Genomic DNA, 23,786 nt, shown 5'->3' with positions numbered 1-23,786 from the left:
CGGTTGGTCAGACTAGCCGTCGAAACCGCTGGTGGCGCCGACTCGCGAATGTTCGGCGCGCTCGACGCGCACGCGCGCTTCGGGCACGGTGGACCCATGGACGATCCATACCGCCTGCAGCGCTTCCTCGAGGCCCAAGAACCCGTCGTCGACGCCGTGTTCGACGAACTGCGCGCCGGGCGCAAGCGGTCGCACTGGATGTGGTTCGTCTTCCCCCAGATGCGCGGGCTGGGTAGCACTCCGACGGCCCAGTTCTACGGGATCGGCTCCCGCGAGGAGGCGTCGGCCTACCTTGCCCACGACGTGCTCGGCCCCCGTCTGGGTCGGTGCGCGCGGGTGGTCGTCGAGTCGGGTGCGGTCAGCGCCGAGGCCCTGATGGGACCGGTCGACGCGCTCAAGCTGCGGTCGTCGATGACGCTGTTCGCCGAGGTGGCCGACGACGAGCGCGACTTCGTGGCGGTCCTCGAGACGTTCTACGGCGGCGTGCGGGACGCGACGACCCTGGGACTACTGGGCGGCCGCTAGACGGTCAGGACGGCCCAGCCGTGCGGCTCGACGTCGACCGAGTCGACGACGTCCTGCGGCGGTACGCCCGACCCGGCCACGACCGTGCCGCTGCCGAAACCCAATTCGGTCAACGACATTCGCAACGGCGAGTCGTCGACGTTGAGTGCGACGACGAGGGTCCCCTCCTCCGACGAGGTCCGGTAGACGTACTGGCCGTTGGTCAGGTGCAGGGCCGAGGAGCGCGCGCGATACAGCCACGGGTGCCGACGACGCAGGCCGATGAGGTGCTGATGCAGGCGGAACGTGTCGTGCCCGAGGTGCTCGGATTCACCTGGGTGAGAGGGGAATTCCGGGCGGACCGCGTCGTCGCCCCCGACGCGCTCCTCCTTGACACCGCGGTAGGCCCACTCGTCGCCGGCGTACACGCTGGGCGTGCCGCCGACGGTCAGCAGCACCGCGAGGGCGTGGCCGACGTGCCGCTCGTCGGAGAGTTGGCTGGCGATGCGCGTGACGTCGTGGTTGCCGACGAACGTCAACGGCGCGAACGTGTCGAGGAAGGTGTCATGGCGGGTCAGCGCGTGGTCGAGTTCGTGGAAGTTGACGTCGTTGAGACTGCTCCACGTCGCCTTCCACAGTTCGTACTGCGTCACCGAGTCGAACGTCGACGCCGACACCGTGCCCGCGTAGTCGCCGTGGATGACCTCGCCGACGAACCAGGCGTCGGGGAATTCGGCACGCACCCGGGGCAACACCTTCGCCCAGAACTCGTCGGGTACCGCATACGCGGCGTCCAGACGCCAACCGTCTGCGCCGCGGCGCAGCCAATGGGTCATGACGTCGACGACGTAGTCGACCACCTCGGGATTGCGGTGGTTCAGGGTGATCAGTCCGCCGTGACCCTCGAAGGTGGCGAAACCGTTGCGGCCCTTGCGGAACCAGGAGTCGTCACCACCGGCGAGTGCCTCCTGATGTCGCCCGAACTCGGTGCCGACGTGGTTGAAGACGCCGTCGAGCAGGAGCCGGAGGCCGCGGGTGCGGGCTTGTTCGACGAGGTGGTCGAAGTCGGTGTCGTCACCGAGACGGGGGTCGACGGCGTAGTGGTCGACCGTGTCGTAACCGTGGGTCTGGGAGGCGAACAGCGGACCGAGCGCGATCCCGGAGGCACCGAGTTCCAGGGCGTGGTCGAACCACTCCGCGACACGACGCAGTCGGTGTTCATCGGCGGTGGGTGCGGGATCGGCGGGGAACGCTCCCACGAAGCCCAACGGGTAGACCTGCCACCAGATGGCGTGTTCGACCCAGCCCGGGCCGCTCATGCTCTAAACGCCTTCTCGTACATCGCCTTCATCTCCTCGGCCAATTCGGGTGCTGGACCGTCGACCTGGACGCCGGGGGCGATGGTCGGGATCGGCAGCGGCGCCACCGGTGACGCGGACACCCCCCACCCTTGCTGCCAGGCGACGAGCTGCGCGCTGGACGCCGCGTAGACGATCCGACCTAGCCCTACCCACGCGTGGGCGGCGGCACACATCGGGCAGTGCTCACCGGAGGTGTACACCGTGGCGCGGGCCCGCTCGTCGGCGGAGAGGTTGGACGTCGACCAGCGGGCTATGGCGAATTCGGGATGCCGCGTCGCGTCGCCGTCCTTGATCCGGTTGCGGTCCTCGAAGCGGACCACGCCCTCGGCGTCGACCAGCAGCGAACCGAACGGCTCGTCACCCGCGATCAGCGCTTCTCTGGCCAACTCCACGCAGCGGCGGAGGTGCCCGAGGTCGTCTTCGCTGATCGCCACAGCCGGAGTGTACGCAGGCGCGGACGCGCCGCGGCCACGCGTCAGCGGGTAGCAGGCCAGTCCGATGAGCAGGGCGCAGAGATGGCCCAGGGAGGTGAAGGAGGTCTGGTACAGCAGGCCGCCGACGACGAGCGCGACCATCGCCGCCAGATATCCCCAGCGCCACCGCCGCGGCACCCGATAGAACAGCACCCCTGCGATCCCGACGACGAAGTAGCTCACCCCGACGTCACGCGCGTCGATCAGGCGCGAGGATGCGGCGTTCTCGTGGATGATCCAGTAGAGGTAGCCCTCGCTGAGGTAGGTCGCGCCCACGTGGCAGATCAGCCCGGCGACGGCCCAGCGCAGATGCCCCAGCCAGCGCTCTGCCGGTGCCACGAACACGGTGAAGATCAGCAGGTAGGGCCACCAGTAGCGGCCGTCGATCCACAGCAGACTCTGGAACAGCACCCGCAGAGGATCCGACGCGAGGTGGTGGATGTTCGTCGACGTCGACTGCAACAGCGTGCGAAGGGTCCGCGGCGTCAGCTGATGCTGCACCAACGTCGTCGCCAGCAGGACGGCGAGCCACGCGTACGTCAGGGGGGCGCTGCGGACGTAGTCCCGCGCCCGGTCCCACAGTCGGGTCACGGTCACCGACGATAGAGGGCGGAGACGACGGCCGTGGAGGTCTACGCCGGGCCGCAGCAATCGTCGGTCGCCTCCGCGACCCGGCCCTGCTCGAGGAGCAGCGCACCGTAGGCGTGCCGCGTCGGCTGCATCCAGCAACACGGTTCGTCGTAGGGCCTGGGTGGATGACCCACCTCAAGACCGCATTTGCGAAGGGCAACCTGCAGATTTGGAGTTGCCGTCAGCCCGAGACCCGATCGCGCTGGGCGGAATACCTCAGGCCCTGAACGGTGCGCGCCTCTTCACAAGCCAGTTCTCGATCGAGCACAAACCATGACTCTGATAACGGAACAATCAAACTATACCTGTATAAGCAGATCAGAGGCATTATTTAGACTTAGCCATTCCTTTACTAGCTCAACTGATCGATCGAGGCTGGAAAAGGCACTAGCGCTGGCCGCCGGAGCGGGTGGCGCCTGCGAGCCGTCAAATGGCCAAATAGGGATGACATGACGCGACACACGTCCGTTCCTTGACTTGACATCACGCATGCGTATGATTCTGGGCAGGACAAGTACCTTCTGCAGAACAAGGAATGGATTGACTACCCATGAGCACTTCCGAGTCCGAGCTCGAACCCGAAGATCCGATCCGGCAGGCGGCGGCAGCGGCCTTGGCCGATGTCGATGCCCTCGAGGCGTCCGGCGATGACCGGAGCATCCTCTTAAAGGCGCTACTCGAAGCCAGGTTACCGCGTCCAAACGGATTCTCACCGTTGCCTTTGCCCGTTGCCTCTGTTCAAGCACCCCCCGTCTCGCCGGGTGCACCTCCTAGCACCCAACACGTGGAGGCCGGCGACGTCTTGGGGCATATCTGCGCCGCATTAAAGGTCGACCGCGACCTCATCGACTTGGTTTACACATTGCAGGACGGTGAACCTCACATCGTGGTTTCCCCGAAGAGGATCGCGACCAACAAGGCGCAAGCCACAAGGCACCTTGCGCAGTTGGTGGCCGCCTCACGGCAGGCGGCTGGCCTGGAGGAGTGGACGTCTGTGACTAGCATCCGCAAGGTGGTCACAGACTATGGGCGGCTGGACAGCGGGAACTTCGCGTCGTACTTGCAAAACCTTGACGGTGTGGCACTCCTCCGAGGAAAGGGGCAGCAAAGGGAAATCAAGATCACCAAGCCGGGCTACGAGGCAACGGGTGATCTTGTTCGTGCCCTTGTGGGTACTGACTGATGCCGACCGCACTTGCTGCTGGCTCGGGCGAGAGCTTGCGCCTCCGGCTGCAAGGACTTCCGGCGCAGACGCGTGTCCTCGCAGTTGGGGCGCTGGCGGCACTATCCGCCGACAACGGCACGTTCAGCACGCGCCAGGTAGCCGATCTAATGTCGGAGCTGCGGCTACCCCCAATCGCCAATCTCAGCGACGCTTTGAGTCGCTTGAGGCAGCAGGACGTCTTGATGCGTCCGAGCCGTAATGTGTGGGCGTTGACTCCGAAAGGCGTGGCATACCTTGATGTGAGCGCTTCAAATGTGCCCGTGCAGGCTCTCGCGTCAGATCTTGGTCGAGCGCCAGGGTCGGACTTCGGCGACCGACAGCACACGCTAATTCCACCATTTCTTGGTCCGATGGGAGCGGCTCCGGGACTAACGCGAATTCTCAGCGACTCGGCATTTGAACAGAACGTCATGCTCATCACGCGATTCCCAAGAGGGATTGAGGACCATTTCGCACAACTGATTCTGAAGTTGAGGGGGGCTACCGCCGCCCACGGCCTGAAGTTGCAAGTCGCTAGCGATGGCATGGCTGAGGACACGCTATGGGCAAATGTCGTGACGTATATGTGGGCGTGCAAGTACGCAATCGTATTGATGGACAGTGCCGATGGCGTGCTCAACAGCAATGTGTTGATCGAGATTGGCGGCATGTTGATGACCGGGCGCCGGTGCGCAATCCTTCGCGACAAGTCCGTTCCTGCAATGCCTTCCGATCTGGTGGGCCATATCTACAAGTCAGCCGATTTGGCCGACCACAATTCCAGTGTTGCCGCTATTCACCAGTGGATTCGGGATGACCTCGGACTCGCTGCCTGCGCAGATTGTCCGTCGACTGAACTGCCGGCCCAACGGTAGGTCTAGGCGACACCGCAGAGCGTGACAGCCGAGTTTTCCCTTTGTCGTACCATCTATAGTGGAGCGCGCACCGGTTCTAAACTCGTTCGAGCACGGCTATAGATACTTGGAATATCGCCATCCCAATCTGCGGGCCGTTGTCAGCCGACGATGCCTACAACTTTCAGGCGTTCGTTACTGGCGAGGGCGAGGTCTCGTTCAAGGCCGTCCGGATTGAGCAGAAGGTCGTCAGGATCGTGAATGAAACAAACCAGCGTCGTCGCTCCTCGATTAGCCGCAGGGTCGCTGTAGCGCGTGACGTCCTCGGCCAACTCGCTTCCGACTTTGGCATCAAGCAGAGTAGGTCGTGTTTTCTTAACTTCGATGATTATGCCTCCGTCAGGCAATAAAAAGTCAGTTCGCGATGCGCCGCCCAAGTAGGTCGGGTTCCAGGACTCAGCACGGACGTCAGCGAACTCGATCCGGAGCAATGCGTGAATCAAGTCCTGAACGTCGTACTCATCCTTTATCTCAAACGGAGCGCGGCCTCCGTACCTGCGGAGTAGTTGGCGTCGTACGGCATTAAAGCGCCGACAGAGCTTTATCACGTGGTCGAGCGCATCCATCGGTTGCGCTAGGGATTGGATCGGTGACAGGGAGCCAGGTGCTTTTGTCACCCATTCGTTGGTGACGTCGAGCATCGACTTGAATAGGTCGTATTCCCCGAACCGTGTCCGGGCCGCATGCTCATCGACCTCATGATCGGTAGAAGCCACCTTCAAGTAGCTGATGTCGTCGCCGGGCAGAGTGCGTCCAGCCCACGTGATCGGCCGGCCCTCGTCGTGGGGAGCGACAAATCGATCGCGGAGCTGTTCCTCGGTGAGGTTAAAGGCGTACAGCTCACCGAGATGCTTTTGGTCTGTGCTCTTTGGCCAGATGGTCACGTGAAACGGCACGTGGAGGACTCTAACGGAATGGCACTGGACTAAGAGAAGCGAAACCACATTGACGTTAAGACTGTTGGTCAAGTTCTGGATAGGTAATCGGCGGCACCATCGCTGTACCGCTGGCGACCCGTGTCGACGTTGACCGTTGAGGGCGATGGGGGCCTGGTCGACTTCTGGCTGGAGCGCGTGGCGTTCAGCTAGCAGCACCCGGTGTCGAGCCGGCACGCGCACGACGCCACGATCGGTACGTCGGCCCGGGCGGCGGCCTCGTGCAACTCCTCGGCGACGGCGGCCGCCTCGTCCGCGCGCCCCAACCGCGTCAGGCATTCGTGGTACCCGTGCAGGCTCCACACGTTGCCCGGGTGCTGGCAGCAGCGGCTCAGCGTGCCGTCGAGCCCGAGGTCGGCGGCGTACACCGTGGCCGCCTCCTCGACGCGGTCCCGTTCGAGTAGCAGCGCGCCCAAGGCATGTCGGGTCGGCTGCATCCAGCCCCACGGCTCGTCATAGGGCAGCGCGTCGTCGAGTTCGACCGCCTGCCGCAGACGTTCGAACGCCTCGTCGAAACGTCCTTCGCGATAAGCGATCTCACCGTCGAGCATCGCCACGGCGACCGCGAGGATGTCGCGGCTGGTGTTGTTGAACAGGTATCTGCTCTCGGGGATCGTGGCGTACGCGGCGTGCAGGGCGTCCCGCTCGGCGCGCGCCCGGGTCACCCGCGCGGTCGCTGCGTAGGCGATGCCCCGGCCGTAGTGGACGGTCGCCGCGGTGGTGCAGTACAGCTCGGGATCGTCGGGGAGGGGGTGGGCGAGAAGGTCCTCCCACCGACCGAAGCGGATCAGCACGTGCACCCGCAGCGGGACGAATGCCTCGAGCCAGTCGGCCATCGGGGGCGAGTCGATGGACAGCAGTTCGGGCGTCAGCTGGGCGGCCAGTTCCTCGGCCGCCGCGATCGCCGTCCGATATTGGCCCTCGAACATCGCCGAGTAGACGACGAAGTGCAGGTCGTGCGCCCGGTACAGGGAGTAGAAGTTGAGCGGGCCCTCGCGTTCGACGAACCGTCGATCTGCTTGCACTGCAGCGGTATTGGAGTCGATCGAGCTGCGGTAGTCCCCGCAGAGCACGTCGATGTGGCTGGGCATGTGCTGCAGATGGCCGGCGTCTGGCACCAACCCCCGCAACAGGTTGGCCGCCGGAAGGGCCACCTCGGGACGGGCGGACATCTCCATCGCGTGCAGGTAGAGGTGCAGGACGCCGGGGTGCCGTCGGCCCTCGTCGGTGGCGAGGGCGGCCTCCAGGATCCGGGTGGCCTCCAGCACGCGCGAACCCGACGCCGGCTCACCGGTTCTGGTGTCCCACAAGGCCCATGCCGAGACGTTCATGGCCGCGTCGGCCGCCAGTGCCGCCACGTCGACGTCCTGCGGGAATTCGACGGCCAGGGCGGCCATGGCGTCGGCGTAGCGGGCGTGCCCGGCCGCCAGGTCGTCGGTGGGAAAGCGCGTGGCGAGCGCGGCGATCAGCCCCCGCTCGACGTCGGAGGCTCGGCCGTCGACCGCCAGGTCGAGCTCGCCGCGCGCCCGGGCCAATGACGCTGCCAGATCCTGCGGGTCGAACGCGTCCCAGGCCTTGTTGTAGTTGGGGCCGACCGCATAGGCGATGCCCCACCGGGCGATCGCGAGATCGGGATCCAATGCCAGGGCCCGCTCGAAGCAGCGAATCGATTCCTCGTGGTTGAACGCGTACGCCCAGACCAGGCCGCGGTCGAACCACAGCTGGGCCTGGGCGGACGGCGTCTCAGTCGACCGATGAAAGGACCCGAGGTCGTAGTACGGCTCCTCCGGCGCGGACGCGGTAACGGTCATGACTGGCACGATAAGTCGTCCACGCCTTGGGGGCGAGCACGGCGATCACGGCGAGCACCAGGCCGGCCGCGCCCCACGTGGTGAGCACGAGGATCGGGGTCAGCGCGCCGTTGCCGCCGAAGTAGGTGACGCTGCGCAACAGCGCTACGCCCGAGCCTTGGGGGACGATCGCGTTGAACGTCCGGTAGAAGCCCGTCAGCAGCGGTAGTCCGACCGGCCCGGCGGCCGCGGCGTTGCCGACGATGATCAGGAACAGCGTCACCACGGCCGACGCGACGGTGCCGAAGGCGGCGGCGACGCCGGTGACGGCGCCCGCGACGCCGAAGGCGTAGAGCCACAGTGCGCCGAACACCTGCCACGTGTGCGCGGTCAGCGCGCCGAGGACGGCGTCGACGTACACGGTTACCGCACCCGCCAGGAGCGCGGAGTACGCGGCGAGGCTCAGCGTGCGCAGCGCGAGGGTCGACAACCTGCGGACGCTGCCCATCATCAAGCCGAATGCCGCGGCGCCCATGGTCGCCCCGATCGACAGGAAGATGACGGCGTAGAACTCGACGGTGCCCTGCGGGTCGGCGGCCGGGGTGGGCGCGACGTCCTCGACGCTGGGCGTCAATCCGGCCTTCGCCGCGATGGCTCGGCCGACGGCCTCCGAGGCGTTGGCGACGCTGCGTCCGCCGCCACCGGCGACGTAGATCTTCAGCTCACCGGTTGGGCCGACGGCCAGCGCGGCGTCGGTCTTGCGTTCGTAGACCTGCGCGCGGGCGGCCGCGGCGTCGGCCACCGGCGTCACCTCGAGGTTGCCCTGGGCTGCCATGCCGTCCACCAGCCGTTGAGGCCCGGCGACGGCCACGTCGAGGTGGTGCAGGGTCGGCTTGGCGAACGCTCCGGAGTAGCTCGCGATCATCGCGACGACGAAGACGGTCAGCGCCGCCATCGCCAGGGCCATCTTGCGGACGTCGGCGCGCGAGACGTGCCGGTTGGCCAGGGGCAGATCGTGGGCGAGGTGTAGTTGGTGTTCGTGGGGGGCTTCGTGCTTACCCATGGGTGGGTGCCTTTCTCAGCGGGTGGGGTCGGTGGGTGAGGGCAGACGCAGCAGTGCGTCCACCGTGTCGAGTGCGGCGCCCACGCGGGCGCGAAGGTCCGAGGCCGGGTCCTCGGGTGAGGGGTCCTCCATCCAGGACCGCAGCACCTCCTGGAAGCCGCCGACCAGGAAGCGGCTGACGGCCTCGGGTGCCACGTCGGCGATCGGGCCGACGACGGCCATGCCCTGCGCGGCGATCTCCTCGCAAGCGGGCAGCAGTTCGTCGCGAAACGCCATCACCACGCGCTGGGTGACGGCGCTGGGCACCACGTTGCGGTACATCGCGCGGTGCTCGGCGGCGAAGGCGAACAGGCCGGTGATCCGGGCCCGGGCGTCACCCTCGATCTCGGCTACCGCGGCGGCGAAGGCCGCGGTGACGGCGGTCGCGACCGCGTCGTCGCGATCGGTGAAGTGCCGGTAGAACACCTGTCGGCTCACTCCGGCGCGGGCGACCAGGTCGCCGACGGTGATCTCGTCGACCGGCCGCTCGTGTGCGAGGTCGAACGCGGCGGTACGCAGCAGGCTGCGGACGCGTTCGGCGCGCGGATCGGCGCTGAGGGTGCGACTGGGCATGCGTTCAGCGTAGGCCACTTCGTGGACAAGTGACTACGAAGTGAGGCGTTAGATGCGGCACCCCAACGCGGTGATGTGACGGCCGCCTCCGCCAATCGATCTAGTGGCCCGCCACCACGTCGGCCTCGTCGACCGTGACCGGATCCTTGGCCCCCGGAAGGAACGAATACGCCACGCACACGACGCCGAAGAACAGATAGCCAAGGGCGACCGAGGGATTCGCGGCCCAGGCGACCTGCGGGGCGTGGATCAGCCCGATGAACGACAGCACCGCGCCGACGCCGGATGCGATGGCCGCGTAGAGGAACTTCTTCTCCAGGATGAAGGTGACCATCGTGCCGAGAACCAACCCGACCAACACCGCACCCTCGCCCAAGGTCTGCAGTCCCTCGTAGACCACGCCGGCGCCGTTGAGCTTCTCCATGCCGACCGCGCTCGCCGACGTGCCCGCCGCGTTCAACGCGTTGTCGATCAGGCCGCTGGCCCACTGGGCGAGGTTCGGCAGGATGGCCGCCACCACGGCGATCGCGTGCAACCGCGGCACGGCCTGAAACGCCTGCGCGCCGATGAGCAACCCGATGTACAACAGGATCGGCACGATCGCCGGTACGGGCAGCAGCGCGTCGAGCACGCCGAAGAGGCCCAGGAAGCAGAGGATTCCGATGACGACGCCACTGGCCAGGGAGTAGCCGGCGCGGCCACCCGCGTCCTTCCAGCCCGGGTGTCCGATGTACACCGCCGGCGGAAAGGGCGACCCGAAGGCCGACCCGATGCAGGCTCCGGCGCCGTCGGCCAGCAGGACGCTGCGCAGGTTGTAGTCGTCACCGGCCGCGGCGGCGCTCTCGACGTTGCTCATGGCCTCGGTGAAGTTGTAGACGCCCAACGGAATCGCGGTGCCGAGCAACGGCGCGAGGTTGGCCAGTCCCGAGACGAGCATGTCGACCCGCAGATCCGGCACCCCGATCGCGATGTCCGAGACCGCCTTGGCGACGTCCGGTGCCGACATGTACCCGCCGATCCAGCCGATCGCCGTGCCGACCAGCAACGCCACCAACCCGACGGGGATGCCGAAGGGCAGACGCACGTCGGTGAAGAACCCGATCAGGATGATCGCCATGACGGGCAGGCCGATCCACGCGGCCTCCCACATCTGCGCGGCCGGCCGCATGGAGATGAACGTGATCGAGATGCCGGCCAGCGTGCCCAGCATGGCGGCGCGAGGCGTCAGCCGACGAATGTGCGGTCCGACGAACGCGCCGATCATCACGATGACACCGATCATGAACGCCCATGCCAGACCTGCCTGCCAGGCCTGCATCGCGTCCCTGGTGTTCAGATACACCGGCAGCATCACCACGAAGACGACGATGAACATGTGCGGGACGCTCGGGCCGTAGGGCAATGCCGTGACGTCCGTGCGGTTCTCGCGCTTGGCCAGACGCCGTGCGAGGAACGTGTAATACAGATTCCCGAGGATCAGCGCCACCCCGAGCGCCGGAAGTACCGTCCCCAGCACGTCACCGGCGGGCACGTTGACCACGCCGATCATCAGACCGGTCAGAGTGAGCACGTTGACGAGGATGTTGAACCCCAGGCCGAAGAACGCGTTCGTGTCACCCCGCGTCCACCACGGAATCGACGCCAGTGGGTCGGACGGGGTCTCGGTGACGTCGGTAGACATGGCTGGTCCTCTCAGGACTCGGAAGTCGTTGCGATGGAGAGAGATTGAATCGCCGATATCACGGCGGCGCTGTCGGCGACCCATCCGAAGATGCCGCCCTGGGCCTTGATCATCTCCAGGCCGACGCGTTGAAACTCCGGGAAGTACGAACCGACGCAGTCGGATACGACCAGGCACTCGTAGCCGCGGTCGTTGGCCTCCCTGGTGGTGGTGTGTACGCACACCTCGGTCGTCACGCCGGTGATCAGTAGCTGGGTGACGCCTGCGTCGGTGAGGATCGTCGACAGGTCGGTGGCGTAGAAGGCGCCCTTGCCTGGCTTGTCGATCACCACTTCGCCCTCAATCGGGGCGAGTTCGTCGACGATGTCGTGGCCGTACTCGCCGCGGATCAGGATGCGGCCGTACTTGCCCGGATCACCGATGCGCTTGCTCGGCGCACCGCGGTTGAGCTTGGCCGGCGGGCAATCCGACAGATCCGGCCGGTGACCCTCACGGGTGTGCACGATCAACATCCCGGCCTCGCGCGCCGCCGCGATCAGGGCCGCCAGCGGCGGCACCACCGCGTGCAGTTGGTCGACGTCGTTGCCCAGGCTCTCGCCGAACCCGCCGGGCAGGATGAAGTCGCGCTGCATGTCGATGACGATCAGAGCGGTGCGGCCGGCGACGAGCGGGAACTCGAACGGCTCGGCATCGACCTCGGCCCTGGCGGTCATGCCGGCAGCTCCTGCGGCGAGGTCGCGGCGACGGCCGCCGGACTGGCGGCACGGGGCTCGTCGAGCACCCGGGCCGCCACGTGGAGCACCGTGTCGTCGCTCAGGGCCGGACCGAGAAGCATTGCGCTGTAGGGCCGCCCGTCGGTGGTGGTGCCCAGCGGCACCGCGACGCCGAGCAGATCCAGCAGGTTGCCGAAGTGGGTGTAGTGGCCGAGGACGGTGTTGCACTCGATGGGCCGGGCCAGCACCTCGGAGACGGTGAAGGTGGTCCCGATGGTGGGGACGACGAGCACGTCGACCCTCGCCCACAGTCGCCCGACCTCCGCCTTGAGCTCTTGCAGCCGCTGCAGTGCGGCGAACGCGTCGACGGCGGTGTACTTCTCACCGCTGCGCAGGATGTCGCGCACCACTGGGTGGATCGACTCCGGCTTCGCGGCGAGGAAGTCGCCGAATTCGACGAGACGTTCGGCGACCCAGGGCCCTTGGTAGAGCAGCGCGCCGGCGGCCAGGAACGGTGCCAGGGAGATCTCGACCACCGTGGCGTGGTGGGCGAGTTGCTCGCGAAAGCCCAGATGCGCGGTGCGCATGGCGTCGTCGCCGAAGAAGTCGAGTTCCTCGACCGGGGGCAGTCCGATGCGGACGTCGTCGCCGCGCAGGCGCGGCCCGCGGTCCCGCGACCACGGGTCGGCGTCATCCCGTCCGGCGATCACGTCCATCACGCGGTCGACGTCGTCGACGGACCCCGCCATCAGGCTGATGCAGTCCAGGGACTTGCACGCCGGTACCAAGCCGACCGTGCTGATCAGCCCGCGCGAGGGTTTGTAGCCGACGACGCCGTTGAGCGCCGCCGGCACCCGGCCCGAGCCCGCGGTGTCGGTGGCCACCGCGAACGGCACCTGGCCCAAGGCGACCGCCAGGGCCGAGCCCGAACTGGAGCCGCCTGAGATCAGATCGCCGCCGTACACGCTGCGGGGCACGGTGTAGGGCGTCCTCGTGCCGTTCAGTCCGGTCGCGAACTGATCCAGGTTGGTCTTGCCGACGTAGAGTGCGCCGGCGTCGAGCAGGCGTTGCACCGCGGGCGCCGTCGCCGTCGCGACATAGCCGTAGTCGGGGCACGAGAGCGTGGTGGGCACGCCCTCGACGTCGATGCTGTCCTTGACTCCGAACGGCACGCCGTAGAGCGGCAGAGTCCTTGCACCAGAACGGTTCTCGACGTCAGCCGCCGCCGCCAGCAGTTGGTCGCGTGGCACCGTTGACAGCCAGGTGCCGTCGTCACCGCGGGCGGCGATCGCGTCGGCCACCCGGGCCGCGGTCTTCGTCGGTGATCCCGTCCCCGCGGCATGGGAGGCGAGGATCTCGGCCACCGAGGGGCCGACCGACGGTCCGCGTGCGTTCTGAGCCATAACCGTCGATTGTCGGCGGATTCATTCCGGTCGCAGTACGGCCGTGTGTCGATCGTGTTAGCAGTTCGTCGTCACCCGGCGGTGCTCGGCAGCAGGCACTCCCGGCGCACCAAGTCCTCGAATGTCTCCCGGCGCACCGCCAGCCGTGACTCGCCGTCGCGGCAGAACACCACCGGCGGTCGCAACGCCGCGTTGTAGTTGTTCGACATCGTGTAGCAGTACGCGCCGGTCACCGGGACGGTCACCAGGTCGCCCACCCGTGGCGAGACCATCTCGACGCCGTGGGCCAGTTCGTCGCCAGATTCGCAATGCCGCCCCACGAGGTCGACGATCTCGGCCGGACCGCTGCGGTCGACGACCGACGGTTGGAAGGCCTGTCCGTACAGCGAGACCTCGAGATTGTCGCCCATGCCGCCGTCGACGGCGACGTGGGTCCGTATGCCCCGCTTGACCGTCACCACCCGGTAGGCGGTGATGGCGTTGCGCGCCACCATCGAGCGGCCGGGCTCGACCAACAACTCGACGTCGGCACCCAGGTGCCGGTGCACGGCCTTGACGAGTCGCTCGGCGTACTCGTCGACCGACGGCGCGGCGTCGGTGCTGGTGTATCGAACGCCCAGACCGCCGCCCAGGTCGTAGACGCCGAATCGCCCGAAGGCGGCCACCGCCCGGACCGCCGCCTCGAACTGGTCCAGGTCGAGCAGTTGAGACCCGACGTGGGCGTGCAGACCGCGCAAATCGAGCATCGGTTCCCGCCGGATTCGTCGGATCACGTCGTCGACCTGATCCGACGGGATGCCGAACTTGGACGCGTCATGACCGGTCATCATGGCCGCGTGGGTCTTCGCGTCCAGGGACGGACTCACCCGCAGCAACACCGGCACCGGTTGGCGAGCCAGTCGGGCGATGCGCTCGACGTCGTCGAGATTGTCGACCACGACGTAACGCACGCCCGCGGTGAGGGCTGCCCGGACGTCGTCGTCGGTCTTCGCGTTGCCGTGGAAGACGGCCTTCGCGGGGTCGGCTCCGGCCGCGAGCGCCACTCCCAGTTCACCTGCCGAGGCGGCGTCGACGCCGCACCCCTCCTGCGTCAGTACGCCGATCACCGATGCCGACGGGAAGCTCTTGGAGGCGAACAGCACCAGGGAGTTGGGATGACGGCTGGTGAACGCCTCGACGTAGGAGCGTGCCGTGCGGCGAAGGGCGCCCTCGTCGACGAGATAGGCGGGCGTGCCGTACGTCTCGGCGAGTTCGGCGACCGCACACCCTCCGATCAGCAACCGCCCGGCGGCGTCGATGGACGTGCCGTCGGGGTACAGGCTCAGGTCGACGGCCGGGGACGTGGGCGAGTCGGTCATGGTGGCCAGTGTCGCAGGCGTGGTGCCACCAGGTGAGCGGCCACGGGCGACCCGCGCTCGACACCGGAGCTGGAACGTGTTCTAGTTCAGACGTGCTTGACTTCCCCGTGGAGAACCTCAGCGCCGAGGACGTCGCACGCCTGCGCGGCATCTTCGAGCCGCTCACCAACTCCGTGCGTGACCTGATCGACGCGACCATCCGCACCGAGGCCGACGCCGAGGCCGTCGCCCTGGCGAAGGCCGAGATCGACGCCGCCACCGCCCGGCTGCGAGAACGACAGCTCGAGGGGTCGTTCGGCGTCCGCTTCGGCAGCGACGGCGACCAAATGCCGTGGGGCAACGTCGTCATCGGCATGCGCAACCCCGTGGCCCCGCCGCTGGTGTTCCTGCCGACCGACGACGGCGGGGTGCGTGCCGACTTCCATCTCGGCGCGGCCTACGAGGGGCCGCCCGGGCACGTCCACGGCGGGGTCGCCGCTCTGATCCTCGACCACGCGCTCGGCGGAGCGGCGAGCTCGTCGGACGAGCCGCGACTGACCGGCACCATCACCGTGCGCTACCGACGGCTGACGCCGCTGGGCGACCTCCACGTCGACGCCGCGGTCGTCCGCACCGAGGGCGTCAAGACCTTCGCCGTCGGCCACCTGTCCGACTCCGAGGGCGTCACGGTCGAGGCCGAGGGCGTGTTCATCCGGCCCCGATGGGCCCGCGACTGAGTCCGACGGTCAGTCGGTGATGCCGACGAGACTGCGCGTGATGTCGCCGATCTCGGCCACCAGGACGCGGCTCGACGTGTCGTCGGGCCCCAGATTGCGGCCGGCCTCGCGGATGCGTTGCTCGGCGGCGGCCAGCCGGTCTCCGTCGAGACGCCACGGAGCACCGGGTGCGGTGGGTGCACCCGACAGCGCCTCGGCGTACTCGTCGACCGCGACCACGAAGTCGGTGTGCAGCGTGGCCGGCGGCTGCGCGGGCAGATTCGACTCCAGCGTCGCGCACGACGTGGTGATCGCGTTGAGTGCCGTGCGGTAGGACTTGAGCCAGCGCCGCAGGTCACCGGAGTCCGACGTGGTCGCCCCGGCGGCGGCCTCGAACGCCGCCCGTGCGCGGAAGGCCCGCTCCCACGCCGCCGCGAGGGCCTCGCCGGGATGGTCGAGATCGTGCACGAACGCCTTGATCACCGTCGCGGCGTAGTCGATCTCGGTCTTGAGCAGCTCACCGGCCCGCTGCCGAAGGCGCACGAGGGAGTCGTCGGGCAGGACGACGTGGACGAGCACCGCCATCGCCCCGCCGATCAACGTCGCGATCAACCGGTCGGTCGCGGTGCCGGCGTCGGCGGCAGCACTGACGTCGACGAGGAACACCACCACCGCGGCCAGGGCGGCGCTCGTCGCGACGTACCCGTAGCCGGACACGACGTAGGCGATTCCGAGGGCGAGTAGCGCGAGGACGGCGGCCGCCACTCCGGTCGGGTGCCAGATCACGGTCACCACCGACGCGGCGACGATGCCGACGGCGTTGCCGGCCACCCGGCCCGCGCAGCGCGTATAGGTGTGGGCGGTCTCGGGCCGCAGCACCATCAGCACGGTCAGCGGAATCCAGTACCCGTAGGGCACGTCGGCGAACCGCTCCACGGCCACCGCGGCGCCGACGCCCGCGGCGAGACGGACCGCGTGCCGCAGGATGGGCGAACCCCAGACCAGGTGGGACCTGATCGCGGCCGCGGCGATCGGCATCGCCGACAGTGCGCCGCGGCGCCGCAGGCGCGAGACGTGCTCGACGTCGGGCGTCAGCTCGCCGAAGCGCAGCGCGACGGCCTCCCGTAGCTGGTGGGAAAGGCGATGTGCGAGCGCCACGTTGGCGATCGCAACGGCGTCGCAGGCGGCTTCGACCTGCAGCACCCCGAGGCTGGCGTCACGTTTCGCGGTGCGGCTGCGGCTCGCGACCACGTCCAGCACCCCTGCCGCGGCGCGCAACACGGTGGCCACCGCCGGGTCCTCGGCCGAACGGCCCGCCAGCGCGGTCAGCGTCACCGATATGCGTTGGGGCAGGCCGTACCAGGCCCGGTAGGCCAACGGCCGGCGCTTGGCCTGGCGGTCGCTCATGGTCACCGTGTCACGCAGCCATTGCAGCGGCGACGGGTCGACGCCCGCGGCCGGGTCGGCGGCCAAGCGGGTGGCGTCGGCGCCGAGTGACCGGTAGGCCCTCGTCAGGGCGTCACGCTGCATCCGCCACCGGCGCCGCGGCCACAGCCCGATCAACACGGCCTGCACCAAACCTCCGCCGAGCGCCAGCACGGTCGCCGACAGCACGCTCACCGGAGTCGGCGCCACGGGCGGGGCGGTGACGAGCAGCGCGCCCGACGCGGCCGCGATCAACCCGGCATTGGTGCTGACCGCCCACTGGATGCCTGCGAGGAAGCACCACGCCGTGGCCGCCAGCACGAAGAGCACGCCGTAGGACGAGGTGGACGTGCCCAACGCCACCGCCAGGCTCATCTGCACCGAGATGGCACCGACCAGGACCAGTGGTCCGCGCGGACTGTCTTGCAGCGCAGCGGCTCCCGCGATCGCGGCCGCACCGGCGGCGGCCGTCGCCGCACCACCCGTGCCCCAGTGCAAGCCGGCGATCGCGGCGAGCAGGACGCCGACGAGGCTGCGTCCCACCGCGCCGAGATCGGGCATGGCGAGTCGCTGCGGTAGCCCCTTCATCGCCTGCCCGTCACAACGCCACAAAACTACCGGGCCGATCGGCGATTGTGGGTCAGGGCGACCGCCGTGGCGGTACGTTCGACCCGTGGAGAAGGTGATCGTCACCCTCAGGGCGGCCCCGGGCGACGACGCATGGTGCACGCGACTGCGCACCGAGGTCGCCGACGACCTGCTGGCACTGGGGGCCCCGGGGCTCGTCGTCAACGTCCGGGACGCCGCGGTCGGCGACTCGTTGATGACGCTGACGACACTCGACCCGCCCGTCGTGGGTTTCGTCGGGATCTGGACCCAGCAGTCCTACGGTCCGCACGTGACGGGCGCGCTGGCGCGACTCGAGGCCGAGTGCGACCGGGTCGACGCCTACCTGGTGACCGAATCGGTGCCGCTGCCGCCGCCGCCCACGGCGCCCGGCGCCCGCACGCCCGGCTTCGCGAACGTCGCGCTGCTGCGGCGTCCGGCCGAACTCGACGAGGAAACCTGGCTGGCGCGTTGGCATGTCGACCACACCCCGGTGGCGATCGCGACCCAGTCGACGTTCGGCTACGTCCAGAATGCCGTCGTGCGCCCGTTGACCACCGGCGCACCGGTTCTCGACGCGATCGTCGAGGAGCTCTTCCCGCTGGAGGCGACGAGGGATCTGCACGCCTTCTTCGGGGCGGCCGACGACGCCGACCTCGGCGACCGGATGAACCGCATGGTGGCCAGCACGTCGGCGTTCGGCGCGAACCGCGACGTCGACACCGTGCCCACGAGCCGCTACGTGCTGCGCTCGCCGTTCGCCGCGGAGCTGTCGCGATGACCCTCGACGAGGCCGTCGCGCTGGCGTCGGGGGAGAGCGGGTTGGCGGTGGTCTCCACCGTCCGCGGTGACGGCACCGTGCAGGCGTCGCTGGTCAACGCGGGCGTCGTCGCCCATCCCGGAACCGGGAAACCGGCGTGTGCGTTCGTCACCTACGGCAAGGTCAAACTGGCCAACCTGCGTGCGCGGCCGCCGATCGCGGTGACGTTCCGCGACGGGTGGCGGTGGGCCACGGTCGAGGGCAGCGCCGAACTCGCGGGCCCCGACGACCCGCAGCCGTGGGTGACCGGCGACGCGCTGCGGCTGCTGCTGCGGGAGGTGTTCACCGCCGCCGGTGGCACGCACGACGACTGGGCCTCCTACGACCGTGTGATGGCCGAGCAACGGCGGACGGTCGTCCTCGTCGCACCCAGCCGCGTGTACTCCAACGGCTAGCGCATACGCTGCAGCCGTGCTGGTCGAGATCGATGACGCCCACGGGGTGCGAACCCTGACCCTGAATCGTCCGGAGGCGCTCAACGCGTTCAACGAGGCGCTCTACGACGCGACCACCGTCGCCCTGCGCGACGCCGACGAGGACCCGTCGGTCGCAGTCGTGCTGCTGACCGGTTCCGGCCGGGCGTTCAGCGCCGGCAACGACCTGGTCGAGATGCAGGCCCGGATCACCGACCCGGACTTCCAAACCGGTCGGTACGGGTTCCCCGGCATGATCGAAACCCTTACGGCACTTCGGAAGCCGCTGATCCTCGCGGTCAACGGACTCGGAGTCGGCATCGGGGCGACGATCCTCGGTTATGCCGACCTGGTGTTCATGTCCACCTCGGCCCGGCTGAAGTGTCCGTTCACCAGCCTTGGCGTCGCGCCGGAGGCGGCGTCGTCCTACCTGATGCCGCAACTCGTCGGGCGGCAGAACGCGGCGTGGATGCTGCTGTCCTCGGAGTGGGTCGACGCCGCCGAAGCCCAGCGGATGGGCGTCGTCTGGAAGGTGTGCGAGCCCGAGGACCTGCTGCCCGAAGCTCGCCGGCACGCCGAAATCCTTGCCGCGCGGCCAATCTCGAGCCTGATCGCGGTCAAGCAGACGATGGTCGAGCCCACCCGCGGTGAGATCGCGGCGGCCGCGGCGCGCGAGTACGCACAGTTCGAGGAACTGCTCGGGGGAGTGGCCAATGCCGATGCGCTGGCGTCGTTCGCCGATCGGCGCGAGACGAGCTAGTCAGCTGGCGGCATGCAGGGGGCAGGCCGTCTTCGCGCTGGCGGCCTCGATGATGGCGCGCACCGTGCGCCGGCAGCGGCCGCAGTCGAGCCCTGCTCCGCAGGCGTCGGCGACCTGCTTCGACGTCGACGCCCCCGAGGCGACGAGCTCGGTGACGGCTTGACTCGTCACGCCGGTGCACAGGCAGACGAACATCAGTGTGTCGCGTCCTTGCTCATCAGCTGCGTGCTCATCGACTCCGCCTCGACGTCGGGTGGGCGCCCGGAACGCCGAGCCACCACATCAGGTTAGCTCAGACTAACCTTACTAAGGGTAGCCAGTCCATCCCGGGGTGCAGATCTCGCCGGAGCGGTCATCCTCGGCTGCGGGTTGCGCTTCAGAATGGTCACCGGCGACACGCCAGCGGCGGCCCGTGTTACCTCTCCTCCCCGCGCCCGGTGAACTAGATTGTGGGGGCGATCGCGCCTCGCACGAGGCGTTCGGCACAGCCCACGGCCGACACGTGATCAGCCCTCACGATGTCGTTAGGAGCGAGGTACATGTACGGCGATCCCGAGGTCCTTAAGCTGCTCAACGAGCAACTGACCAGCGAGTTGACGGCGATCAACCAGTACTTCCTGCATTCGAAGATGCAGGAGAACTGGGGCTTCACCGAACTCGCCGCGCACACCCGCAAGGAAGCCTTCGAGGAGATGAACCACGCGGAGGCCATCACCGACCGCATCCTGCTGCTCGACGGCCTGCCGAACTACCAGCGCCTGTTCTCCCTCAAGGTCGGTCAGACCCTACGTGAGCAGTTCGAGGCCGACCTGACGATCGAGTACGACGTGATGGCACGGCTCAAGCCGGGTGTCATCATGTGCCGCCAGAAGGAGGATTCGACCAGCGCGATCCTGCTCGAGGGCATCCTCGCCGACGAGGAAGGGCACATCGACTACCTCGAGACCCAGCTCGAGCTGATGGACAAGCTCGGCGAGCAGCTCTACGCCGCGCAGTGCGTGGCGCGCCCGCCGCAGTAGTACGCACCCAGCGCCCTAGACGCGCAGGGAGTCGACCATGCTCCGCAGGATTCGACGTGCGGTGTCCTGGTCGGCGCGGGTCAATCCCGAGGTCATCCTGAGTTCGACGGCCCGGACCGCGGTGGACGCCTCGGCCAGGCTGCGCCGACCGCGGGCGGTGAGCCGCGTCGGAAGTGTCTTGCCGACGGGCGCCTCCGCGGGTCTGGTCACATAACCGTCTCGCTCCAGATTCTGCAGCAGCACGTTCATGGACTGCCGCGTGACGAATGTGCCCCGGGCGAGGTCGGAGTTCGACGATCCGGGGCGTTGTGCCAGCAGCTCCAGGCACGAGTAGTGGGTGATGCTCATGCCCAAGGGCCGCAACACTTCTTCCATGGCGGTGCGCAGCGCGCTCGACGCCTCCTTCAGCAGGTAGCCCAGTGACGTCTCCAGGTCGACCGCGTCTTGACTCATGTCAGTATTCTGACATACGCTCCGTCATGTGTCAGATAACTGACACGAAGACCCCGACCAAGGAGCGTTCCATGCCCGTCACCGGCCCCGACTTCATCTCCCTGCAGGCGCGAGACCTCGACGCCTCGCGTGCCTTCTACGAGCACTACCTCGGACTGGTTCGCTCGGAAGCCGGGCCACCGCACGCCGTGGTCTTCGACACTGCGCCGATCGCCTTCGCGCTGCGCGAGGTCGTGCCGGGCACCGATCTGGCGGCCGCCCAACCCGGCATCGGTGCCGGGATCTGGTTGCACGCCAACGGGGTTCAGGCCATTCACGACGCGCTGGCCGCCGACGGGCACACCGTCGTCACGGCACCGTTCGACGGGCCCTTCGGCCGAACGTTCACCTTCGCCGACCCCGACGGGTACCAGATCACGCTGCACGATCGGGCCTGATCGCGAGAAACTAGAACCTGTTCCAGAAATTGGGTCTCCGGCGTAGGATGCGCCCATGAGCAGAATCGGAGACTTCGCCGACGACGACGCCGCCGCTTGGATCACGCGCTCACCCGACATCGGCGTGGCCATGGCCGGCTTCACCCACGCGGTCTACCAGAAGAACCGGTTGCCCATGCGCACCCGCGAACTGGCTCGCATGGTGCTCGCGCTGGACAACGAATGCGTGGTCTGCCAGAACACCCGCGACGCCGAGGGCGCGGCGGCGGGTGTGGACGAAGACCTCTACGACCACGCCGCGCAATGGCAGACCTGGCCCGGCTACTCCCCGCAGGAGCGCGTCGCCGCCGAGTTCGCCGCCCGTTTCGCCAAGGGACACACGGAGTTACGTGACGACGAGGACTTCTGGGAGCGCTGCAACGAGCAGTTCAGTCCCGAACTGCTGACCGACCTGGCTCTGTCGTGCGCGATGTGGCTGGGCATGGGCCGCATGCTGCGGACGCTGGACATCGGTCAAGCCTGCAAAGTCACGCTCTAACCTGCGCCGCCGCCCAGCCCGTGCAGAATGGGGCCATGGCAGCCACTCCGTTCACCGCCGCGGCCACGTCCACTCTCGAGTCGGCGGGCGTCGTCACCCTGGTCGGCACCGTCGTCAACGCCGCGGGTCTTTGTCACGCCAAGACCGTCCCGCTGAGCAGGATGAGCGCCTTCGCCAATCCCGGTCTCGGCGCCAGCCCGGTGTGGCACGTGTTCACCGTCGACCAGACGGGCATTGCCCTTGGCGGCGCGATCGGTGTCGTCGGCGACCAACGGATCCGCATCGACACCGACGCGCTGCGGATCCTCGGAGACGGTCTGGCGTGGGCGCCGGGATCGTTCTTCGGCCAAGACGGTGCCCCGGACCCGTTCTGCAGCCGAGGCGCCCTGGCGCGCATCGAAGACCGCCTCGCCGCAGCGGGTCTCACCGCACTGGTCGGCCACGAGATGGAATTCGTCCTGGTGGGACCCGACGGTTCTGCGTTGCCCTCGCACCTGTGGGCACAGTACGGATTGGCCGGCGTCCTGGAGTTCGAGGACTTCGTCCGCGACGTCACCGACGCGGCGGCCGTCGCCGGCGTGTCGATCGAGCAGTTCCACCCCGAGTACGGCGCGAACCAGTTCGAGATCTCCCTGGCACCCAAGACGCCGATCGCCGCCGCCGATCAACTGATCGCCGCGCGCATCGTGATCGGCAGGACCGCGAGGAAGCATGGTCTGCGGGTGAGCCTCTCGCCGGTGCCGTTCGCCGGTAGCGTCGGTTCCGGCGCGCATCAACACTTCTCGCTACGTCACGATGGCGTTCCGCTGTTCTCCGGCGGCCAGGGAGCCCAGGGGATGCGCCCCGCGGGTGAGGCCGCCGTCGCCGGGGTGCTGGCCGGTCTGTCCGAGGCGCAGGCCCTGTTGTGCGGCTCCATCCTCTCCGGCCTTCGGATGCAGCTGGGCAGCTGGTCGGGCGCCAGCATCTGCTGGGGCACCGAGAACCGGGAGGCAGCGGTCCGCTTCCTGCGCGGTGGCCCGGGCAACGCGCACGGGGCCAACGTCGAGGTGAAGGTCGTCGACCCCTCGGCCAACCCCTACCTCGCGTCTGCGGCGATCCTGGGCCTTGCCCTCGACGGCATCGAACGCGAACTCCCGTTGCCGGCGGAGGTGCCGATGGATCCCGGGACGCTCTCGGCCGACGAGCGCAGCGCCGCGGGGATCGGTCTGCTGTCCGACGACCAGGGGGTCGTCGTCGATGCCCTGGCCGAATCAGCCCTGCTGCGAGGTATTCTCGGCGATCCCGCGGTGGACTCGGTCGTGGCGGTGCGCCGCTACGAACACGAACACTTCGCTGATCTGGCGCCGGACGAACTGGCGGAGCGGTTCAGGCTGGCGTGGAGCGTCTAGGGGCGCAGGGGCTTTACCACCCACCTCCGACGATTCTGGGCGTCTAGGCGGGGTTGTCCACAGATCTGCCAGTTGTCCACAGAACGCTTGTAGCAGAACGAACACTTCGCTGATCTGGCGCCGGACGAACTGGCGGAGCGGTTCAGGCTGGCGTGGAGCGTCTAGGAGCGCAGGGGCTTTACCACCCACCTCCGACAATTCAGGGCGTCTAGGCGGGGTTGTCCACAGATCTGCCAGTTGTCCACAGAACGCTTGTAGCAGAACGATTTTCGTCAGTATTACGCCCTAGACTGAACTCATGTTCGATCAGTTGGTGGACGCGACGACCGGCACCCGCGGTGCCGGAGCGCTGTCGGCGTGGACGCGGACGGAATCGGCCGCTTGCGCCCGCAAGGTCGCGACGATGGCCGCCATGCTCGACGAGGCCTATGCGCTGTCCGGATCCGCCGATCGGGACCAATGGTGCCTGGACGATTTCGACGCCGTCGCCGCCCACATCGGCGCCGCCCAAAACATCACCCCCGGAGCGGCCGGCAATCAACTGCTGATTGCGGTCGCACTGCACGAACGGTTCCCGAAGGTGGCGGCGGT

Annotated in this window: 25 protein-coding genes and 1 pseudogene; 12 read left to right on the top strand and 14 right to left on the bottom strand. The window is 68.0% G+C overall.

Features of this window, described 5'->3' with window-relative positions; genetic code table 11:
• Nucleotides 1-96: 96 nt before the first annotated feature.
• Nucleotides 97-525 carry a DUF1810 domain-containing protein gene (locus tag ABZ195_RS27005; RefSeq protein ID WP_355222967.1) on the top strand — a complete coding sequence of 143 codons (429 nt, stop codon included), beginning with the start codon at nucleotides 97-99 and terminating at the stop codon, nucleotides 523-525.
• Here ABZ195_RS27005 and ABZ195_RS27000 read toward each other — a convergent pair.
• The 3 genes and pseudogenes from ABZ195_RS27000 to ABZ195_RS26990 all read right to left on the bottom strand — a co-directional run.
• Entirely contained in the window at nucleotides 522-1,823 is a 1,302-nt protein-coding gene (locus tag ABZ195_RS27000) for an alpha-amylase family protein (protein ID WP_355222966.1), read from the bottom strand. The genes ABZ195_RS27005 and ABZ195_RS27000 overlap by 4 nt on opposite strands.
• On the bottom strand, nucleotides 1,820-2,299 hold the full coding sequence (locus ABZ195_RS26995; protein WP_355222988.1) for a nucleoside deaminase: 480 nt from the start codon (nucleotides 2,297-2,299) through the stop codon (nucleotides 1,820-1,822). Before ABZ195_RS26995 ends, ABZ195_RS27000 begins: the two co-directional genes overlap by 4 nt.
• Nucleotides 2,300-2,338: 39 nt before the next feature.
• A pseudogene (locus tag ABZ195_RS26990) lies at nucleotides 2,339-2,929 on the bottom strand (rhomboid-like protein); the annotation flags it as partial.
• A gap of 589 nt (nucleotides 2,930-3,518) precedes the next feature.
• On the opposite strand from ABZ195_RS26990, the gene ABZ195_RS26985 reads away from it, so the two are divergent.
• Nucleotides 3,519-4,151, top strand: a complete 633-nt coding sequence (locus ABZ195_RS26985) for a hypothetical protein (protein ID WP_355222965.1) — start codon at nucleotides 3,519-3,521, stop codon at nucleotides 4,149-4,151.
• Entirely contained in the window at nucleotides 4,151-5,047 is an 897-nt protein-coding gene (locus ABZ195_RS26980) for a hypothetical protein (protein WP_355222964.1), read from the top strand. Before ABZ195_RS26985 ends, ABZ195_RS26980 begins: the two co-directional genes overlap by 1 nt.
• 140 nt (nucleotides 5,048-5,187) lie before the next feature.
• On the opposite strand, the gene ABZ195_RS26975 is transcribed toward ABZ195_RS26980, so the two are convergent.
• From ABZ195_RS26975 to lysA, 8 genes are all read right to left on the bottom strand, one after another.
• The gene (locus ABZ195_RS26975) at nucleotides 5,188-5,982 is read right to left on the bottom strand and encodes a hypothetical protein (RefSeq protein WP_355222963.1); all 795 of its coding nucleotides are present in this window, start codon (nucleotides 5,980-5,982) and stop codon (nucleotides 5,188-5,190) included.
• 188 nt (nucleotides 5,983-6,170) lie between these two features.
• A complete protein-coding gene (locus tag ABZ195_RS26970; protein WP_355222962.1) occupies nucleotides 6,171-7,832 on the bottom strand; it encodes a tetratricopeptide repeat protein in 1,662 nt (553 codons plus the stop codon).
• Nucleotides 7,765-8,778 carry a hypothetical protein gene (locus ABZ195_RS26965; RefSeq protein ID WP_355222987.1) on the bottom strand — a complete coding sequence of 338 codons (1,014 nt, stop codon included), beginning with the start codon at nucleotides 8,776-8,778 and terminating at the stop codon, nucleotides 7,765-7,767. The genes ABZ195_RS26970 and ABZ195_RS26965 overlap by 68 nt, the downstream gene beginning before the upstream one ends.
• Nucleotides 8,779-8,889: 111 nt before the next feature.
• A complete protein-coding gene (locus ABZ195_RS26960; protein ID WP_355222961.1) occupies nucleotides 8,890-9,486 on the bottom strand; it encodes a TetR/AcrR family transcriptional regulator in 597 nt (198 codons plus the stop codon).
• 100 nt (nucleotides 9,487-9,586) lie between these two features.
• A complete protein-coding gene (locus tag ABZ195_RS26955) occupies nucleotides 9,587-11,167 on the bottom strand; it encodes a regulator (RefSeq protein ID WP_355222960.1) in 1,581 nt (526 codons plus the stop codon).
• A gap of 11 nt (nucleotides 11,168-11,178) precedes the next feature.
• Nucleotides 11,179-11,880, bottom strand: coding sequence for a cysteine hydrolase (locus tag ABZ195_RS26950; RefSeq protein ID WP_355222959.1), 702 nt, complete (start codon nucleotides 11,878-11,880; stop codon nucleotides 11,179-11,181).
• The gene (locus tag ABZ195_RS26945; protein WP_355222958.1) at nucleotides 11,877-13,283 is read right to left on the bottom strand and encodes an allophanate hydrolase; all 1,407 of its coding nucleotides are present in this window, start codon (nucleotides 13,281-13,283) and stop codon (nucleotides 11,877-11,879) included. Before ABZ195_RS26945 ends, ABZ195_RS26950 begins: the two co-directional genes overlap by 4 nt.
• 71 nt (nucleotides 13,284-13,354) lie before the next feature.
• Nucleotides 13,355-14,641 carry a diaminopimelate decarboxylase gene (gene lysA, locus ABZ195_RS26940; protein ID WP_355222957.1) on the bottom strand — a complete coding sequence of 429 codons (1,287 nt, stop codon included), beginning with the start codon at nucleotides 14,639-14,641 and terminating at the stop codon, nucleotides 13,355-13,357.
• Nucleotides 14,642-14,733: 92 nt separating this feature from the next.
• Here lysA and ABZ195_RS26935 point away from each other — a divergent pair, with 92 nt between their 5' ends.
• Nucleotides 14,734-15,357 carry a PaaI family thioesterase gene (locus ABZ195_RS26935; protein ID WP_355222956.1) on the top strand — a complete coding sequence of 208 codons (624 nt, stop codon included), beginning with the start codon at nucleotides 14,734-14,736 and terminating at the stop codon, nucleotides 15,355-15,357.
• Between the two features lie 9 nt (nucleotides 15,358-15,366).
• Here the strand turns inward: ABZ195_RS26935 and ABZ195_RS26930 are convergent, their stop codons facing one another.
• A complete protein-coding gene (locus ABZ195_RS26930; protein WP_355222955.1) occupies nucleotides 15,367-17,349 on the bottom strand; it encodes an FUSC family protein in 1,983 nt (660 codons plus the stop codon).
• 85 nt (nucleotides 17,350-17,434) lie between these two features.
• Here ABZ195_RS26930 and ABZ195_RS26925 point away from each other — a divergent pair, with 85 nt between their 5' ends.
• The 3 genes from ABZ195_RS26925 to ABZ195_RS26915 are packed head-to-tail and all read left to right on the top strand — an operon-like array spanning nucleotide 17,435 to nucleotide 19,360.
• Complete coding sequence (locus ABZ195_RS26925; protein ID WP_355222954.1) at nucleotides 17,435-18,148, top strand: hypothetical protein; 714 nt, start codon at nucleotides 17,435-17,437, stop codon at nucleotides 18,146-18,148.
• On the top strand, nucleotides 18,145-18,582 hold the full coding sequence (locus tag ABZ195_RS26920; protein WP_355222953.1) for a TIGR03618 family F420-dependent PPOX class oxidoreductase: 438 nt from the start codon (nucleotides 18,145-18,147) through the stop codon (nucleotides 18,580-18,582). Before ABZ195_RS26925 ends, ABZ195_RS26920 begins: the two co-directional genes overlap by 4 nt.
• Nucleotides 18,583-18,598: 16 nt before the next feature.
• A complete protein-coding gene (locus tag ABZ195_RS26915; protein WP_355222952.1) occupies nucleotides 18,599-19,360 on the top strand; it encodes an enoyl-CoA hydratase-related protein in 762 nt (253 codons plus the stop codon).
• Here the strand turns inward: ABZ195_RS26915 and ABZ195_RS26910 are convergent, their stop codons facing one another.
• Nucleotides 19,361-19,555, bottom strand: coding sequence for a (2Fe-2S)-binding protein (locus tag ABZ195_RS26910; protein WP_355222951.1), 195 nt, complete (start codon nucleotides 19,553-19,555; stop codon nucleotides 19,361-19,363).
• A gap of 344 nt (nucleotides 19,556-19,899) precedes the next feature.
• On the opposite strand from ABZ195_RS26910, the gene bfr reads away from it, so the two are divergent.
• On the top strand, nucleotides 19,900-20,379 hold the full coding sequence (bfr, locus tag ABZ195_RS26905; protein WP_355222950.1) for a bacterioferritin: 480 nt from the start codon (nucleotides 19,900-19,902) through the stop codon (nucleotides 20,377-20,379).
• A 15-nt stretch (nucleotides 20,380-20,394) separates the two neighbouring features.
• Here bfr and ABZ195_RS26900 read toward each other — a convergent pair whose 3' ends face one another.
• Nucleotides 20,395-20,832 carry a MarR family transcriptional regulator gene (locus tag ABZ195_RS26900; RefSeq protein WP_355222949.1) on the bottom strand — a complete coding sequence of 146 codons (438 nt, stop codon included), beginning with the start codon at nucleotides 20,830-20,832 and terminating at the stop codon, nucleotides 20,395-20,397.
• 71 nt (nucleotides 20,833-20,903) lie between these two features.
• Between ABZ195_RS26900 and ABZ195_RS26895 the strand changes: the two genes are divergently transcribed.
• The 4 genes from ABZ195_RS26895 to ABZ195_RS26880 form a co-directional block, all read left to right on the top strand.
• Nucleotides 20,904-21,269, top strand: coding sequence for a VOC family protein (locus ABZ195_RS26895; RefSeq protein WP_355222948.1), 366 nt, complete (start codon nucleotides 20,904-20,906; stop codon nucleotides 21,267-21,269).
• A 55-nt stretch (nucleotides 21,270-21,324) separates the two neighbouring features.
• Nucleotides 21,325-21,807 carry a carboxymuconolactone decarboxylase family protein gene (locus ABZ195_RS26890; RefSeq protein ID WP_355222947.1) on the top strand — a complete coding sequence of 161 codons (483 nt, stop codon included), beginning with the start codon at nucleotides 21,325-21,327 and terminating at the stop codon, nucleotides 21,805-21,807.
• 35 nt (nucleotides 21,808-21,842) lie between these two features.
• Nucleotides 21,843-23,195 (top strand): glutamine synthetase family protein, encoded by a 1,353-nt coding sequence (locus ABZ195_RS26885; RefSeq protein WP_355222946.1) that lies wholly within the window; start codon nucleotides 21,843-21,845, stop codon nucleotides 23,193-23,195.
• 298 nt (nucleotides 23,196-23,493) lie between these two features.
• Nucleotides 23,494-23,786, top strand: a 293-nt coding sequence (locus ABZ195_RS26880) for a DUF222 domain-containing protein (RefSeq protein ID WP_355222945.1), incomplete at its 3' end; no start/stop codon positions are given.

This window comes from Mycobacterium sp. NPDC006124, from assembly GCF_040614235.1.
In the GTDB taxonomy this organism is placed as follows: Bacteria; Actinomycetota; Actinomycetes; order Mycobacteriales; family Mycobacteriaceae; genus Mycobacterium.
The sequence above is the reverse complement of the archived record's forward strand: the minus strand, read 5'-3'. Positions and strand labels throughout refer to the sequence as shown.

Bases quoted from the DNA above. Each gene is read 5' to 3' on its own strand.
- ABZ195_RS26885 (WP_355222946.1), top strand. From the start codon at position 21,843: ATGGCAGCCACTCCGTTCACCGCCGCGGCCACGTCCACTCTCGAGTCG.
- ABZ195_RS27005 (WP_355222967.1), top strand. From the start codon at position 97: ATGGACGATCCATACCGCCTGCAGCGCTTCCTCGAGGCCCAAGAACCC.
- ABZ195_RS26970 (WP_355222962.1), bottom strand. From the start codon at position 7,832: ATGACCGTTACCGCGTCCGCGCCGGAGGAGCCGTACTACGACCTCGGG.
- ABZ195_RS26965 (WP_355222987.1), bottom strand. From the start codon at position 8,778: ATGGCCCTGGCGATGGCGGCGCTGACCGTCTTCGTCGTCGCGATGATC.
- ABZ195_RS26950 (WP_355222959.1), bottom strand. From the start codon at position 11,880: ATGACCGCCAGGGCCGAGGTCGATGCCGAGCCGTTCGAGTTCCCGCTC.
- lysA (WP_355222957.1), bottom strand. From the start codon at position 14,641: ATGACCGACTCGCCCACGTCCCCGGCCGTCGACCTGAGCCTGTACCCC.
- ABZ195_RS26945 (WP_355222958.1), bottom strand. From the start codon at position 13,283: ATGGCTCAGAACGCACGCGGACCGTCGGTCGGCCCCTCGGTGGCCGAG.
- ABZ195_RS26900 (WP_355222949.1), bottom strand. From the start codon at position 20,832: ATGAGTCAAGACGCGGTCGACCTGGAGACGTCACTGGGCTACCTGCTG.
- ABZ195_RS26910 (WP_355222951.1), bottom strand. From the start codon at position 19,555: ATGTTCGTCTGCCTGTGCACCGGCGTGACGAGTCAAGCCGTCACCGAG.
- ABZ195_RS27000 (WP_355222966.1), bottom strand. From the start codon at position 1,823: ATGAGCGGCCCGGGCTGGGTCGAACACGCCATCTGGTGGCAGGTCTAC.
- ABZ195_RS26930 (WP_355222955.1), bottom strand. From the start codon at position 17,349: ATGAAGGGGCTACCGCAGCGACTCGCCATGCCCGATCTCGGCGCGGTG.
- ABZ195_RS26985 (WP_355222965.1), top strand. From the start codon at position 3,519: ATGAGCACTTCCGAGTCCGAGCTCGAACCCGAAGATCCGATCCGGCAG.
- ABZ195_RS26895 (WP_355222948.1), top strand. From the start codon at position 20,904: ATGCCCGTCACCGGCCCCGACTTCATCTCCCTGCAGGCGCGAGACCTC.
- ABZ195_RS26955 (WP_355222960.1), bottom strand. From the start codon at position 11,167: ATGTCTACCGACGTCACCGAGACCCCGTCCGACCCACTGGCGTCGATT.
- bfr (WP_355222950.1), top strand. From the start codon at position 19,900: ATGTACGGCGATCCCGAGGTCCTTAAGCTGCTCAACGAGCAACTGACC.
- ABZ195_RS26980 (WP_355222964.1), top strand. From the start codon at position 4,151: ATGCCGACCGCACTTGCTGCTGGCTCGGGCGAGAGCTTGCGCCTCCGG.
- ABZ195_RS26890 (WP_355222947.1), top strand. From the start codon at position 21,325: ATGAGCAGAATCGGAGACTTCGCCGACGACGACGCCGCCGCTTGGATC.
- ABZ195_RS26960 (WP_355222961.1), bottom strand. From the start codon at position 9,486: ATGCCCAGTCGCACCCTCAGCGCCGATCCGCGCGCCGAACGCGTCCGC.
- ABZ195_RS26920 (WP_355222953.1), top strand. From the start codon at position 18,145: ATGACCCTCGACGAGGCCGTCGCGCTGGCGTCGGGGGAGAGCGGGTTG.